The organism is Kangiella sp. HZ709, assembly GCF_009674675.1.
GTDB lineage: Bacteria > Pseudomonadota > Gammaproteobacteria > Enterobacterales > Kangiellaceae > Kangiella.
In genome coordinates this window covers 1,048,917-1,062,244 of record NZ_WKJC01000001.1, presented here as the reverse complement: position 1 = coordinate 1,062,244, position 13,328 = coordinate 1,048,917, and the positions used below count along the sequence as shown (strand labels likewise).

Sequence of the window (13,328 nt, the reverse complement as noted above, 5' to 3'; positions counted from 1 at the left end):
TTTAAGAGTAATATAAGTCTAATGTCCTTTGAGATAATGATACACATATTTTCATTAAAAATGTGTAAACAATTATCACAATAAGGTTTTAGTGCCACTTGATACTAAGTGGGTTTTTTAAATCACAATTATAGATAAATTCAATGGCAATTAATGAATATTCCTGTCTACAATGGCCATAATGAATTCAAAATGAAGAGGGAAGCCAAGTGCAAGCATCTGATTTATTAGTAAAGTGTTTAGAAGAAGAAGGAATAGAGTACATTTTCGGTGTTCCTGGTGAAGAAAATGCTGACTTTATGATGTCTTTGGAAAACTCTGACAGTATTCAATTTATTCTGACTCGTCATGAACAAGGTGCTGCTTTTATGGCTGAAGCTTATGGTCGCCTTACGGGTAATCCCGCCGGCTGCTTGGGTACTTTAGGTCCCGGAGCTACTAACTTGATCACTGGTGTGGCGGATTCCAATATGGATCGAGCGCCTATGTTGGTTTTGACTGGCCAAGGCGCTACTACACGTTTACATAAAGAGTCTCATCAAGCGATGAATGTTGTAGATATGTTCAAACCCGTGACTAAATGGGCGGTGAGCATTTCTCATCAAGACAATATTCCAGAAATTACTCGCAAAGCGGTGCGTTTAGCTCGCACAGAAAAGCCCGGAGCGGTTCTGATTGAGCTACCAGAAAATATTGCTGCTATGCAGACTGAGAAAACGCCAATAAAGCCAGTACGTTTTCGCCGCTCGGTGCCTGAGAAAAATATCGTGCAGCAAGTTGCCCAACGCATTGCACAAGCTAAAAGGCCGATCATTGTCGCTGGTAATGGTTGTATCAGAGAAAGAGCAAGCGCCAGTTTGCGTGAGTTATGTGAGTTAACGGGGATCGGCGTTATCAGTACCTTTATGGGTAAAGGTGCCGTGGATATGGATTCAGAGCATTGCCTTTATACTATTGGTTTGGGCGCAAAAGATTTAACAGCTTGTGCCCTTGATGCCTCCGATCTGATTATCATGCTAGGTTATGACATGGTGGAATATCATCCCCATTTATGGAATGAGAATGCGGATAAAAATATTATTCATATTGATTTTTTGCCTGCAGAAATTGATGAGCATTACAATCCTCAGATAGAAGTGATCGGCGATCTGGCCAACGCACTTGATATGTTAACTGAAGAAATGAAATCGCTAGAGTATGATTTTGACTTCAGTCAACAGCAGGCAGTGCGTCGTGATATGCAGGCTGAATTAGCTGAATATAAAGATGATGATACCGAAGGTTTGATTAAGCCGCAGAAATGCTTATGGGATCTCCGTAAAGCGCTTAACCCTCAAGATATCTTATTATCTGATGTAGGCGCGCATAAGATGTGGATAGCGCGCCACTATCACTGTAATGAGCCCAATACTTGTTTAATTCCGAATGGTTTTTGTTCGATGGGCTTTGCATTGCCTGGCGCGATTGGCGCCAGTATGGTTTATCCTGATAGAAATATTGTTGCGATTTGCGGTGATGGTGGTTTCATGATGAATGTGCAGGAAATGGAAACGGCTAAGCGAATGAACAGCAATATTTTGGTGATTGTTTGGGAAGATAGTGGTTATGGACTTATTGAGTGGAAACAAGATACGGAATTCGGTAGGCATACTCAGTTAGCATTTGGCAACCCAGATTGGTTACAGTTGGCGCAAGCATTTGGTTGGGATGGTTACTTTGTTAAAAACTCGGTTGATTTTGCCTCAACACTCGAAAAAGCTTTAGCAAAAGAAGGTCCACGTTTATTGGTGATCCCAATCGATTACTCTGAAAATCCGAAGCTTACTGAAAAACTAGGTAAGATTGTTTGTCCCATATAATAATTACAAAGGCTAAAGCTGAACATAAATTTAGGAAGCAAAGATGATTATTCATGATGTCAAAATAAATTCTAGGATCCCAAAAGCGGGCGATTTAGAAGTTTTTAATCCTTTCGATCGTTCAAAAATTGCGGAAGTTGCAACCGTTGGCGAGCAACATTTAGAAGACGCATTATCGAGTGCTGAGAAACTGTATTTGGATAAAGCCAACTGGATGAGTGTCCACGAAAGAGTGGTGGTCCTAGAAAAAACCGCTGAAATTATTAGTCAAAGAGTGGAAGCTCTAACCAAGTTAGCCGCTAGCGAAGGCGGTAAACCTTACCTAGATTCACAGGTAGAAATTAACCGCGCCATTGACGGTTGTAAGCTAGCAATAGAAGCTATCCGTAATGAGCATGGTGAAGTCATTCCCATGGGTGGTGATAAATATAGTGCTAATCGAGCTGCGTTTACATTAAAAGAGCCCATTGGTGTTGTAGTTGCCGTTAGCGCCTTTAATCATCCTTTTAATTTGATTATTCATCAAGTAATTGCCGCTATTGCAGCTGGCTGCCCGGTCATTGTTAAGCCAGCCAGTGACACTCCGCTATCTTGTATAGCAGTTCGTGATATTTTAATTGAAGCCGGTTTGCCCAAAGAATGGTGTCAGGTTTTTATTAGCGATAAAAGCACTACCGCTACTAAGTTAGTGACCGATCCGCGTGTTAGCTTTTTTAGCTTTATCGGCAGTGCAAAAATTGGTTGGATGCTGCGCTCGAAACTTTCAAGCGGTACACGTTGTGCCCTTGAGCATGGTGGCGTAGCTCCAGCAATCGTTTACCCTGATGCAAATTATGCAGAAGCAATTACGCTACTTGGTAAAGGTGGCTTTTATCACGCCGGACAAGTATGTGTGTCGGTGCAAAGAGTGTACCTGCAAAAAGATTATTCAGAAAAATTTGTTGCGGGCTTAAAAACTTTGGCTGAAAGTTTAGTCGTTGGCGATCCTTTAAGTGATAAAACAGAAGTAGGACCTTTAATCAAGCCGCAAGAGTGCGACCGTATTCATGAGTGGGTAACAGAAGCTGTTGCTACTGGTGCGAAGCTGGTCACGGGCGGTAATAAAATTTCTGATACTTGCTATCAACCAACCATTTTACTCAATCCTTCATTGGATTCTAAAGTCAGTCAGCAAGAAGTTTTCGGCCCAGTGATTTGCATTTACGAAGTGGATGAAATGAGTAAGGCGGTTGAGCTTGCCAATAGTCTAGAGGTATCCTTCCAAGCAGCAGTTTGGACCTCAAATATAGATAATGCTTTTTATGTACGTAAACATATTAATGCAGCAGCGATTATGGTGAATGATCATACGGCTTTTAGAATTGATGGAATGCCTTTTGCTGGCCTGAAAGATTCTGGTTATGGTATTGGCGGAATTCCGCATACCATAGAAGATATGCAAGTAGATAAAATGATGGTAATCAAATCACCGAGTATTTAAAAGTAAGCAAGCACTTAGCAAAAACTCAAGATTGTGCGAAAATAGCGCTATCTTGAGTTTTTTTATGAACACAATAATTTCATGAATAAAAATCATATTTTAATTGAAGGCATGGCTGGCGAGCTCGAAGCGGTTTGGGATTTGCCCGAAAAGGATAGCGGTGATTATGTCGCGGTTTGTTGCCACCCGCATCCGCAGCATGGCGGCGCTATGACTAACAAAGTCATTTATACCGTTTCGCGAACTCTTGCGGGATTAGGAATGCCATCCTTACGCTTTAACTTTCGTGGTGTGGGTCATTCTGAAGGTGCTTACGATCAAGGGCGTGGCGAACAACAAGATCTCATTAAAGCCATAGAGTATGCCAAGATACAATATCCTAATAGGAAATTATGGTTAGCAGGTTTTAGTTTTGGCTCTTGGATAGCGGCATTGCAAGCGCATAAGCAATTACCCACTCAGTTAATAAGCATCGCTCCTCCAGTAAATCGATTCAGCTTTGAAAACTTTGTTATCCCTGATTGTGATTGGTTGGTGGTAATGGGTGATGCTGATGAAGTGGTTGAGCCGCAAGCGGTATTCGATTGGGTTGATGATTTAGAACCACAACCTAAATTAATCAAAATGGAAGGCGCAGGTCATTTTTTTCATAGTCGCTTGGTGGATTTGCGAGAAGAGCTAGAGCAATCGTTGGAGTCAAATCTTTAATGCAACCTCCTACAAATATGAGTCCAATAGAAAAATACCAACAAGATCTAGTCAACGGCTTTAGTAAAGATGAAGCCCAGCAACAGGCGGTCGAAGCTTTAAATCGTGTCTTTCTTGAATTAAATGCTCAAAAAGGCACGGGCTTTTTTAGCAAGTTATTTGGCACCTCTAAATCGGTCAAAGGTCTTTATATGTGGGGCGGAGTGGGGCGAGGTAAAACCTATTTGATGGATACTTTCTTCAACTGCGTGCCCACGGATAAAAAGATTCGACTGCATTTTCATCGCTTTATCCATGAAGTTCATGCCGAATTAAAAAAACTGGCTGGTGAGAAAAATCCTTTAACTAAAATTGCCGATCAATTATCTGAGCGAGCAAAACTGATTTGTTTTGACGAATTCTTTGTTAAGGACATAACCGACGCCATGATCTTAGGGGGGTTATTTGAAGCACTATTTGAGAGAGGTGTGGTTTTAGTCGCCACTTCTAACATACCTCCTGAAAAGTTGTACTGGAATGGGTTGCAGCGTGACAGGTTTTTGCCAGCGATAGCTTTAATCGAAAAGCATTGTCAGGTGATGAATGTAGATGGTGGTACTGATTATCGAATGCGCACTTTAGAGCAAGCTGAGATTTATCATTATCCGTTAGATGCGCACGCAGATAAAAATATGCAGGAATATTTTTTGCAATTATCGGGCGAGCAAGGCGAAGAGCATTGTAAGTTAAAGGTGGAAGGACGTTTAATTGATACTGTTCGCTTATCGGAAAACCTAGTTTGGTTTACCTTTGAGGCCATCTGTGGAGGTCCCCGTTCAGCGGCCGACTACATTGAGTTATCTAGAAGCTATAACACCGTTTTCATCAGCCAAGTCCCGCGAATGGATAACTCTATTAATGATGCCGCTAGACGCTTTATAGCGCTAGTAGATGAATTCTACGAACGACACGTAAAACTAATAATCTCAGCAGAAGTTGCTATTGAAGAACTATATATTGGTACGGGTCTAGCCTTTGAATTCGAAAGAACCATCAGTCGACTACAAGAAATGCAATCCAAAGATTATTTAGCTAAAGAGCATTTGGCTTAATGTTCTTATTCTTCAAATACTGTTTAGAAAGTAGCTATAAAGAGTTTTTAAAAAAATTAGCCGCATCCTCTGATACTTTTTTGTGTATCTCTTTTCTTTCAATGTCTGAATGATCAGAACATAGTTCTGCAAGCGTCATTTTACCTTTGAAACCACAGGGCGCTAAAAAAGTATAGTGGCCAACTTTATCTAATATCTCTAATCTACTGTTAGTGATCTGTTCTTTAAGAATATTGGCATTGGTGGTTAATCTAGATTGTGCATCGCTATTACCTACAGCGATAGCTACTGGTATGTTAATGCTTTTTAAACTTGGTTTCACCAGCGCAGGAGTATGGACTGGTGCTAAAAGGTAGGCACTTTTAATCCTAGTATCTTTGTGCAGGATCATTCCAGCTTTATTTTGGTATGGCTCTGATGCTGCATTTTGAGTTTTAATAAGCTCTTCAAAATTAACATTCAACTGTTTAATTTCAGGCGGTAGCGCACATTCAATTTCAGATTTGTGTTGAGAACAGTAATTCTTAAATTGGCTCAAGCTTGTTTCTGCGCCAACAGCTGTTAGCACGGCATAGGAGCCTAAAGAAAAGCCCGCCGCACCAATGCGCTCAGGGTCAATAAATCTTGAAAATAGTTCATCCTGTAGAAGTTTATCAATAGCTACGCTAATATCTTTAGAGCGCTCCCACCATAAAGCAAACCCTTTTTCAGAATAGCGCTCTTCTGCCGCTGTATTCCCATGATGATTGATGGCAGCTACAATAAACCCATGATTTACCAGCGCTTCGGCGAGCCAGGATAATTGTGCAGCTGCGCCCCCCGTACCGTGCGAAAGAATAATTAATGGTCGCTTATCCAGTCCTTTTTTGATGGGAGCATTCGGCGCTGACCAGCCTGCAGTAAAAACGCCAATGTCCCAAACTTCTTCTGAAAATGCATTATCCGCGGGATACCAGACAATGGTATTTATAGGTCTATCGCCTTCAGTTAGCCAGTTCTGTCGGGAAACATCTTTATAGTTTTTAAAAATCCTGCCAACGGTTTCTTGTCGATCGGGCTGTGTTGAACATGCGTATAACAATGAGAAGCCTAAAAAATACACAAAGACTTTGATGAAAGTTTTATTGCTAATTTTAAGAAACATAACAATGGTATTGGTTATGGATTTCATGCTATGATGACAACTAAGTTGTCAAATGTAAAGTGTTTTATTATGGCTATTAGTAAAGAGCAGAAATTATTAGATTTAATTAGAACTGTAATTTTTTGTCATTACAGAATTCTTGGGCTTGGAAATCAGCTAGATGCGATGTCAGGTGAGGTACCTGTATGGAACATTTTAAAATCAATTATAAATCAGCCACTGACTGTGCCAGATTTAGCCAAAGAGAGAGGGGTTTCTAGGCAATACATTCAAAAATTTGTGAACAGCCTTGTTGCAGATGGTTTAGTAGAGAAAGTTCACAATGAACAACATAAAAGATCTTATTTAATCAAGGCAACAAATAGAGGTGCGGATACTTTTCGTCAGATGAATGAAGATTTTTTAGATGCGGTGACGCCTTTGGTCAAAACATTAGATAAGAAAGAAATGGAGCTAGCTGATAACACATTAAAACAACTAACCGAATCGATAGCTGGGTTTGAAAGCTTGTAAAAAAAGCCGGCTACTGCCGGCTTTTTTGTTTCACGTACTAAAACTTAGCCAACCATATCTTTTAATTTCTTCAATGGGCGGATTTTTACCGCGATTGAAGCAGGCTTAGCTTTGAACATCGTTTCTTCGCCTGTGAAAGGGTTGATACCTTTACGAGCCTTTTTCGCTGGCTTTTTAACGGTGCTAATTTTCAATAAGCCAGGTAATGTGAATTCGCCACAAGAACGCTTTTTAACGTGACGCTCTATAACTACGCCTAATTCGTCGATTACCGCACCCACGTCTTTCTTGGTCAATCCTGTTTGTTCTGCGATTTCGTTAAGGATTTGTGTTTTTGTGAATTTGTCTTTTACTGCAGTTATTTTACGGTCTGCCATTATTTTTCCTTTGCCTCATGTTAAATGACTGTTAAAATTGCTTTCGTCTTGGCGAGTAATGCAAAATTGACTCCCCCAGCGCTTTTTATAGCGCTAAAAGCCCGTTAAATAAAGTCTTTTGTTGTGAATTAAGGCTAAAATTCGCAAATATCTCTAGGACAACGAAAAATATTTAATTATCTGGCATTACCTCTTGTGCATGGGGTGGTGTTTCTGTACAATTCGCGCTCTGAATTTTTAGGTGGCGTAAGGCTTTCGTGTGTCGAAATCACAGCTCTTACGAACCCTACTATAGAGTGCAAACGGCTTTTGGAGCTCGGAAAGATGAAAACATTTAGTGCAAAGCCTGAAACTGTAAAACGCGACTGGTTCGTGGTTGATGCAGAAGGCAAAACTTTAGGTCGTTTAGCGACTGAAGTTGCTCGTCGTTTAAAAGGCAAGCATAAAGCGGAATACACGCCTCACGTTGATACTGGTGATTACATCATCATCATTAACGCTGAGAAAGTTACGGTTACTGGTAAAAAAGCGGAAGATAAAATCTATTACCGTCATACTGGTTACCCTGGCGGTATCAAAGAGATCAACTTTAATGACTTACAAGCACGTAAGCCTGAGATGATCATCGAGAAAGCGGTTAAAGGCATGTTGCCAAGAAATCCTCTTGGACGCGCTATGTTCCGTAAACTAAAAGTATATGCGGGTTCTGAGCACGGTCACGCTGCTCAACAACCAATCGCTTTGGAAATATAAGGTAGAAGACTATGGCTGAACAATATTACGGAACTGGTCGTCGTAAAAGCTCTACTGCTCGCGTATTCTTACGTCCAGGCAGTGGTTCTATTACAGTAAACCAAAAATCTTTAGACCAATATTTTGGTCGTGAAACGTCACGCATGGTCGTTCGTCAACCTTTAGAGTTAACAGAAACTTTAGAAAAGTTCGACGTATACGTAACTGTAGCTGGCGGCGGTGGTACTGGCCAAGCTGGTGCAATTCGTCACGGTATTACTCGTGCTTTAATGGAGTATGACGGCGAATTACGTCCGGCACTTCGTAAAGCGGGTTACGTTACTCGTGATGCTCGTGCTGTTGAGCGTAAGAAAGTTGGCTTACACAAAGCACGTAAGAAACCTCAATTCTCTAAGCGTTAATTTTACGCCAGCTCTCTGTCGAGAGCGAGAATTCAAGAGTTCTACAAAACGCCTGCATTATGCAGGCGTTTTTGTTTGTATTGTGATTACTATCATTTACTTTATACTTTTGGAGAAAATAATTTACGAAAAATAGCTCATGCTTAAATTAAACTTCCCGGTTTTAGTTTTCTGCTTAATCTTCATTCTTTTTACTGAGCCAGCTCAAGCTAAAATGTATAAGTGTACGTCGTCGAATGGCAAGATCGCTTTTCAAGATAAGCCCTGTAAAAAAGGTGCAAAGGAAGAACTGAAAGATTTTGATCAGCAACCAGCTGGAACTAACGCTAGTTACATAATTCCAGTCATGCCAGGTGCTAAGTGGAAAAATACTGAGAGTGATTCTTATGCTAACTGGAAGTTTTACATTGTCAGAAAGCCTTTTAAGCAAGTGGCTGAGTTTTACTCAAAGCCGCAAGAAAACAAGACATGCAGTAAGGTGGTAAAAGGAAACTTAATTTGCAAGTATAAGCCATTTCCCGGTTATTCTTATGCCGAAGTGGCTGTTAATGATTTTAATAAATATGTCGATATTCAAATCATTAAGTGGAAGAAGTAATAATATCTAAATAATCGCTTGAGCCCAAAATTGCAACTAGAACTCTATTATTGGTTACTCTTGGTCGTTGTAATATTTTTTAGATCTGTGATCGGCATGAGATTGGTCAGACCAGATTGTGTATTTCTTATAATTCCAGTATGATGCCCAGCCTGTATGGCAGTAATAAACATAAGATTTATAAGGTTATTGTTTAACCTTAACTTATCTGCCAGCTTTATCTTATTTTTCAAGTGTTTATCGTAGTTTCAACTTTGTTTTGATATGAGATAAATACTCCTTTTTGAAGTGGGGAGATATACCTAATGAGTAATGAAGGCGTTAATAAAGGACGCAGGAATTTGCTGATCGGCGCCACCGCAGGTGTTGGTGCTGTTGGAGCAGTTTTCGCGGCTGTGCCTTTCGTCAAATCTTGGAAGCCAAGCGAGAAGGCAAAAGCTGCCGGCGCTCCAGTTGAGACTGATTACAGTAAACTAGAAAATGGCCAGCAGATTACTATCGAATGGCGCGGCAAACCAGTTTGGGTAATGCGCCGAGATCCAGCCATGTTAAAAGCAGTTACGGCTTCTAACGAATTAGTTGCTGATCCGGACTCTACAAACGAAAAGCAACAACCAGAAAATTGCCAGAATGAATACCGTTCGATTGAGCCAGAAATTTTTGTTGCAATTGGTTTATGTACTCACTTAGGGTGTTCACCGAAACTATTTGCCGATGCAGGTTCTGTCGATGCAACTTGGTTAGGTGGCTTCTTCTGTGCTTGCCATGGCTCTAAATTTGATTTGGCTGGACGTGTTTATAAATCGGTACCGGCGAATGCTAACTTAGAAATTCCTCCGTATACCATTGATACTATCAATAAAACGATTTTGGTTGGAGGAGAAAGCTAATGTTTAAAAGCATGTTTGAATGGTTTGATGCACGTTTTCCAGCAACTAAGGTTTGGAATGAGCATTTAGCAGAATATTACGCGCCAAAAAACTTTAACTTTTGGTACTTTTTTGGTTCATTAGCGTTATTAGTATTAGTTAACCAGTTGTTAACAGGTATTTGGTTAACCATGTTCTACAGTCCAAGCGAGCCTTTTGCATCGGTTGAATACATCATGCGTGATGTTGAAATGGGTTGGTTGATACGTTACTTACACTCAACTGGCGCTTCAGCATTCTTCGTAGTGGTTTACTTACATATGTTCCGTGGTGTTATGTACGGTTCATTTAAGAAGCCACGCGAGTTAGTCTGGATCTTCGGCATGATCATCTTTGTTTTATTAATGGCTGAAGCATTCATGGGCTATTTATTACCCTGGGGACAAATGTCCTTCTGGGGTGCGCAGGTTATTGTTAACCTGTTTGGTACTATCCCAGTGGTTGGCGAAGACTTAGTTGAATGGATTCGTGGCGACTTTACTTTATCTTTAGCAACTTTGAATCGCTTCTTTGCATTGCACGTAGTGGCAGTTCCGTTAGCTTTAGTAGCGATGGTTTTCTTACACATTGTTGCTTTACATAAAGTAGGTTCTAACAACCCAGATGGCGTTGAGATTAAAGAACATAAAGATGAAAATGGTATTCCTTTAGATGGTATTCCTTTCCACCCATACTACACAGTTAAAGATATTGTGGGTGTGGTAGTGTTCTTAATCATCTTCTTAGCGATTGTATTCTTCGCACCAGATTTAGGCGGTTACTTCTTAGAGCGCCCTAACTTTGAGCCGGCGAATCCGTTAAAGACACCAGATGTTATTGCTCCTGTATGGTACTTCACACCGTTCTACACGGTACTACGTGCCATTCCTGATCCATTCCTAGGGTTCCTAGCAATGGCAGCGGCGATTGTTGTTTTATTCTTGTTACCTTGGTTAGACAGACAAAAAGTGAAGTCCATCCGTTATCGCGGCACTTCTTACAAATTAGCATTAGCCTTGTTTGTAATCTGCTTTATTTTATTGGGATGGTTAGGCGTTCAAAGCCCAACACCAGTTAAAACATTGTTAGGCCAAATAGCGACATTCTATTACTTCTTGTTCTTCTTAGTGATCTTGCCATTATTGCCAAGGTTCGAGAAGACTAAGCCAGTGCCAGAGAGGGTGACACACTAATGAAAAAGCTAATTATTACTGCTATTACTGCATTATCGCTAGCTGCTCCAGTTGCTTTCTCGGCAGGCGGCGGCACGACTTACCCAAATGAAAAAGCTAATGTTAATTTAGCCAATCAAGAGTCTCTGCAAAATGGTGCCAAACTTTATTTGAACTATTGCGCAGGCTGTCACTCGATGGAATATGTGCGCTACTCGCGTATCGCACAAGATTTAGGTCTTACTGAAGAACAGGTTATGGCTAACTTGGTTGTGGGTGATCAAAAATTTGGCGACCCTATCAAGAAAAGCATGACTAAAAGCTATGCAAAGAAAGTGTTTGGTGTCGATCCTTTAGACTTAAGTTTAGCTGCTCGTGTACGTGGTGAAGACTGGCTCTATAACTACTTAACGTCTTTTTATGCCGATCCTTCACGTCCTTATGGCATGAATAATACAGTTTTCCCAGATGTAGGTATGCCGCATATTCTTGCTGATTTACAAGGCGAGCAAGTATTAACTGAAGAGTGGGTTGCAGCAGAGTCTGCGATTAAAGCGGCAAAAAATGTTATTGCTGATGCTAATGCTACGGATGCAGAAAAGTCTGAAGCAAATGCGAGCTTAGCAGAAGCTGAAGAGGCCAAAGCACAACTTTCAGCTGAAGGTGGAATCTTTGTACAGACTCAAGAAGGTGAATTAACAGCCGAAGAGTACAAAGAAGAAATGCGTGATCTGGTAGCTTTCATGGCTTATACCGCTAATCCAGTCAAGCTTCAAAGTCAAAGCATGGGTATTTGGGCAATTTTATTCTTATTATTATTGCTAGTCCCTGCGTATTTCCTGAAGAAAGAATTCTGGAAAGACATTCATTAAAAGTTCGTAGGCTTAGCACTTTAAAGTGCTAAGCCTTTTTATTTAGGAGAACATCTATGGCAGTTGTAGCCAAACGTTCAGTAATGACTTTATTCTCAGGCAATGATGCTTATAGCCATCAAGTGCGTATTGTGCTGGCAGAGAAAGGTGTTAATTTTGAAGTGGTAGAAGTTGCAGGCGATAATATCCCTGAAGATTTACGCGATTTAAACCCTTACGGTTCAGTTCCAACTTTAATTGATCGTGATTTAGTATTGTATGAAGCTAATATCATCATGGAATATTTAGATGAGCGCTTCCCCCATCCGCCTCTGATGCCGGTTTATCCCGTAACAAGAGGGCGTAGCCGTTTAATGATTCACCGTATTCAAAAAGAGTGGTACACCCAATTTGAAATCATTAACAATGGTACAGAAGCTAAAGCGAAAAAAGCGCGTAAGCAGCTGCAAGAAAGTATCATGGCGTTATCACCAGTTTTTGGTGCTAGTGATTATTTTATGAGTGAAGAATTTTCTTTAGTTGATTGTGTGATAGCTCCGCTGTTATGGCGTGCAGAACAATTGGGTTTAGAAATTTCTGGTAAAGGTTCTAAAGCTATTCACGACTACATGGATCGTATTTTTGAGCGTGAGTCGTTCAAAGTCAGCTTAACGGAAGAAGAGCAAGAACTTAGAATGGGGCTTTGAGCTAAGGATTATGGCTAACCTAACGCCATTACAGCCTTATTTGCTTATTGCTTACTATGAGTGGATGCTTGATAACGACTGGACTCCTCAAATTCTAGTGGATGCCAGCCATCCGCAAGTGGATATTCCTCAACAGTTTGCTAACGAAGGCAAGATTGTTTTGAATATATCACCAAGTGCGGTAGGTGATTATCATATGGATCATGACGCGATTAGTTTCAAAGCGAGGTTCTCTGGTTCTTCATTGAATATTTATGTGCCATTAAATTCCATCTTAGCGATTTATACGCGTGAAAATGACAAAGGCATTATGTTCTCGCCTGAAATGTACGAAGGTGAGAGTTCAGACAACCCTGACGATGAACCACCAAAACCTAGCAAGGGTAAGCCGAGCTTAAGAGTTGTTAAATAACTATTAAAAAGCCAGCAATTGCTGGCTTTTTTGTATGACTACTTGTTGCTTACATCACGTCTGATAATTTAACTGTTTTACCGCAGTGCTTCGATTGGATTTTAAAAATAACTTCTTTTTTTGAGCCGCTCTTTGCTTTTCGAACTTCTTTACCTTTCTTACAACTAAAAGAAGTGCTACTGCCTTTATTTAAAGTAACAAAACCTGAGCCAGTATGAATACTTTGCTTGCTACCGGTATCATTAATTAATTTTATATTAGAAGCCATTGCTGCTAACGGTAAAGTAGCAACTGTTATTATAAGGTATTTAATAAGTTTCATTGATTTTTCCATAAATGTTATTGGTTATAATT

Annotated in this window: 16 protein-coding genes; 13 read left to right on the top strand and 3 right to left on the bottom strand. The window is 40.4% G+C overall.

Annotated elements, in window-relative coordinates; translation table 11 throughout:
• The first annotated feature begins 209 nt into the window (after positions 1-209).
• The 4 genes from GJS41_RS04795 to zapE all read left to right on the top strand — a co-directional run bounded on the left by GJS41_RS04795 (position 210) and on the right by zapE (position 5,138).
• Positions 210-1,859 (top strand): acetolactate synthase large subunit, encoded by a 1,650-nt coding sequence (locus GJS41_RS04795; RefSeq protein WP_370515624.1) that lies wholly within the window; start codon positions 210-212, stop codon positions 1,857-1,859.
• Between the two features lie 43 nt (positions 1,860-1,902).
• A complete protein-coding gene (locus GJS41_RS04790; protein WP_154246176.1) occupies positions 1,903-3,339 on the top strand; it encodes an aldehyde dehydrogenase family protein in 1,437 nt (478 codons plus the stop codon).
• A gap of 81 nt (positions 3,340-3,420) precedes the next feature.
• Positions 3,421-4,047, top strand: coding sequence for an alpha/beta hydrolase (locus GJS41_RS04785; protein WP_154246175.1), 627 nt, complete (start codon positions 3,421-3,423; stop codon positions 4,045-4,047).
• A 17-nt stretch (positions 4,048-4,064) separates the two neighbouring features.
• Complete coding sequence (gene zapE, locus GJS41_RS04780) at positions 4,065-5,138, top strand: cell division protein ZapE (protein ID WP_154246983.1); 1,074 nt, start codon at positions 4,065-4,067, stop codon at positions 5,136-5,138.
• Positions 5,139-5,172: 34 nt separating this feature from the next.
• Here the strand turns inward: zapE and GJS41_RS04775 are convergent, their stop codons facing one another.
• Positions 5,173-6,309, bottom strand: coding sequence for a prolyl oligopeptidase family serine peptidase (locus tag GJS41_RS04775; protein WP_154246174.1), 1,137 nt, complete (start codon positions 6,307-6,309; stop codon positions 5,173-5,175).
• 42 nt (positions 6,310-6,351) lie between these two features.
• Here GJS41_RS04775 and GJS41_RS04770 point away from each other — a divergent pair, with 42 nt between their 5' ends.
• Positions 6,352-6,795 carry a MarR family winged helix-turn-helix transcriptional regulator gene (locus tag GJS41_RS04770; RefSeq protein WP_195758341.1) on the top strand — a complete coding sequence of 148 codons (444 nt, stop codon included), beginning with the start codon at positions 6,352-6,354 and terminating at the stop codon, positions 6,793-6,795.
• 44 nt (positions 6,796-6,839) lie between these two features.
• Here the strand turns inward: GJS41_RS04770 and GJS41_RS04765 are convergent, their stop codons facing one another.
• Positions 6,840-7,172 (bottom strand): HU family DNA-binding protein, encoded by a 333-nt coding sequence (locus GJS41_RS04765; protein ID WP_154246172.1) that lies wholly within the window; start codon positions 7,170-7,172, stop codon positions 6,840-6,842.
• 324 nt (positions 7,173-7,496) lie between these two features.
• Between GJS41_RS04765 and rplM the strand changes: the two genes are divergently transcribed.
• From rplM to GJS41_RS04725, 8 genes are all read left to right on the top strand, one after another.
• Positions 7,497-7,925 (top strand): 50S ribosomal protein L13, encoded by a 429-nt coding sequence (gene rplM / locus GJS41_RS04760; protein WP_154246171.1) that lies wholly within the window; start codon positions 7,497-7,499, stop codon positions 7,923-7,925.
• A gap of 11 nt (positions 7,926-7,936) precedes the next feature.
• Positions 7,937-8,326, top strand: coding sequence for a 30S ribosomal protein S9 (gene rpsI, locus GJS41_RS04755; RefSeq protein WP_154246170.1), 390 nt, complete (start codon positions 7,937-7,939; stop codon positions 8,324-8,326).
• Positions 8,327-8,465: 139 nt separating this feature from the next.
• The gene (locus GJS41_RS04750) at positions 8,466-8,924 is read left to right on the top strand and encodes a DUF4124 domain-containing protein (RefSeq protein WP_154246169.1); all 459 of its coding nucleotides are present in this window, start codon (positions 8,466-8,468) and stop codon (positions 8,922-8,924) included.
• Positions 8,925-9,229: 305 nt separating this feature from the next.
• Positions 9,230-9,814, top strand: coding sequence for a ubiquinol-cytochrome c reductase iron-sulfur subunit (gene petA / locus GJS41_RS04745; RefSeq protein WP_154246168.1), 585 nt, complete (start codon positions 9,230-9,232; stop codon positions 9,812-9,814).
• Complete coding sequence (locus GJS41_RS04740; protein WP_154246167.1) at positions 9,814-11,025, top strand: cytochrome b N-terminal domain-containing protein; 1,212 nt, start codon at positions 9,814-9,816, stop codon at positions 11,023-11,025. Before petA ends, GJS41_RS04740 begins: the two co-directional genes overlap by 1 nt.
• A complete protein-coding gene (locus GJS41_RS04735; protein ID WP_154246166.1) occupies positions 11,025-11,876 on the top strand; it encodes a cytochrome c1 in 852 nt (283 codons plus the stop codon). Before GJS41_RS04740 ends, GJS41_RS04735 begins: the two co-directional genes overlap by 1 nt.
• Positions 11,877-11,932: 56 nt before the next feature.
• The gene (gene sspA / locus GJS41_RS04730; protein WP_154246165.1) at positions 11,933-12,562 is read left to right on the top strand and encodes a stringent starvation protein SspA; all 630 of its coding nucleotides are present in this window, start codon (positions 11,933-11,935) and stop codon (positions 12,560-12,562) included.
• A gap of 10 nt (positions 12,563-12,572) precedes the next feature.
• On the top strand, positions 12,573-12,974 hold the full coding sequence (locus GJS41_RS04725; RefSeq protein WP_154246164.1) for a ClpXP protease specificity-enhancing factor: 402 nt from the start codon (positions 12,573-12,575) through the stop codon (positions 12,972-12,974).
• Positions 12,975-13,023: 49 nt separating this feature from the next.
• Here the strand turns inward: GJS41_RS04725 and GJS41_RS04720 are convergent, their stop codons facing one another.
• Positions 13,024-13,296: a hypothetical protein gene (locus GJS41_RS04720; RefSeq protein WP_154246163.1), complete on the bottom strand. Its 273-nt coding sequence runs from the start codon at positions 13,294-13,296 to the stop codon at positions 13,024-13,026.
• Positions 13,297-13,328: the final 32 nt, after the last annotated feature.

What these genes read in the sequence shown, in the direction of transcription:
- GJS41_RS04790 (WP_154246176.1), top strand. Translation starts at nt 1,903, where the DNA reads ATGATTATTCATGATGTCAAAATAAATTCTAGGATCCCAAAAGCGGGC.
- GJS41_RS04785 (WP_154246175.1), top strand. Translation starts at nt 3,421, where the DNA reads ATGAATAAAAATCATATTTTAATTGAAGGCATGGCTGGCGAGCTCGAA.
- zapE (WP_154246983.1), top strand. Translation starts at nt 4,065, where the DNA reads ATGAGTCCAATAGAAAAATACCAACAAGATCTAGTCAACGGCTTTAGT.
- GJS41_RS04775 (WP_154246174.1), bottom strand. Translation starts at nt 6,309, where the DNA reads ATGAAATCCATAACCAATACCATTGTTATGTTTCTTAAAATTAGCAAT.
- GJS41_RS04770 (WP_195758341.1), top strand. Translation starts at nt 6,352, where the DNA reads ATGGCTATTAGTAAAGAGCAGAAATTATTAGATTTAATTAGAACTGTA.
- GJS41_RS04765 (WP_154246172.1), bottom strand. Translation starts at nt 7,172, where the DNA reads ATGGCAGACCGTAAAATAACTGCAGTAAAAGACAAATTCACAAAAACA.
- rplM (WP_154246171.1), top strand. Translation starts at nt 7,497, where the DNA reads ATGAAAACATTTAGTGCAAAGCCTGAAACTGTAAAACGCGACTGGTTC.
- rpsI (WP_154246170.1), top strand. Translation starts at nt 7,937, where the DNA reads ATGGCTGAACAATATTACGGAACTGGTCGTCGTAAAAGCTCTACTGCT.
- GJS41_RS04750 (WP_154246169.1), top strand. Translation starts at nt 8,466, where the DNA reads ATGCTTAAATTAAACTTCCCGGTTTTAGTTTTCTGCTTAATCTTCATT.
- petA (WP_154246168.1), top strand. Translation starts at nt 9,230, where the DNA reads ATGAGTAATGAAGGCGTTAATAAAGGACGCAGGAATTTGCTGATCGGC.
- GJS41_RS04740 (WP_154246167.1), top strand. Translation starts at nt 9,814, where the DNA reads ATGTTTAAAAGCATGTTTGAATGGTTTGATGCACGTTTTCCAGCAACT.
- GJS41_RS04735 (WP_154246166.1), top strand. Translation starts at nt 11,025, where the DNA reads ATGAAAAAGCTAATTATTACTGCTATTACTGCATTATCGCTAGCTGCT.
- sspA (WP_154246165.1), top strand. Translation starts at nt 11,933, where the DNA reads ATGGCAGTTGTAGCCAAACGTTCAGTAATGACTTTATTCTCAGGCAAT.
- GJS41_RS04725 (WP_154246164.1), top strand. Translation starts at nt 12,573, where the DNA reads ATGGCTAACCTAACGCCATTACAGCCTTATTTGCTTATTGCTTACTAT.
- GJS41_RS04720 (WP_154246163.1), bottom strand. Translation starts at nt 13,296, where the DNA reads ATGAAACTTATTAAATACCTTATAATAACAGTTGCTACTTTACCGTTA.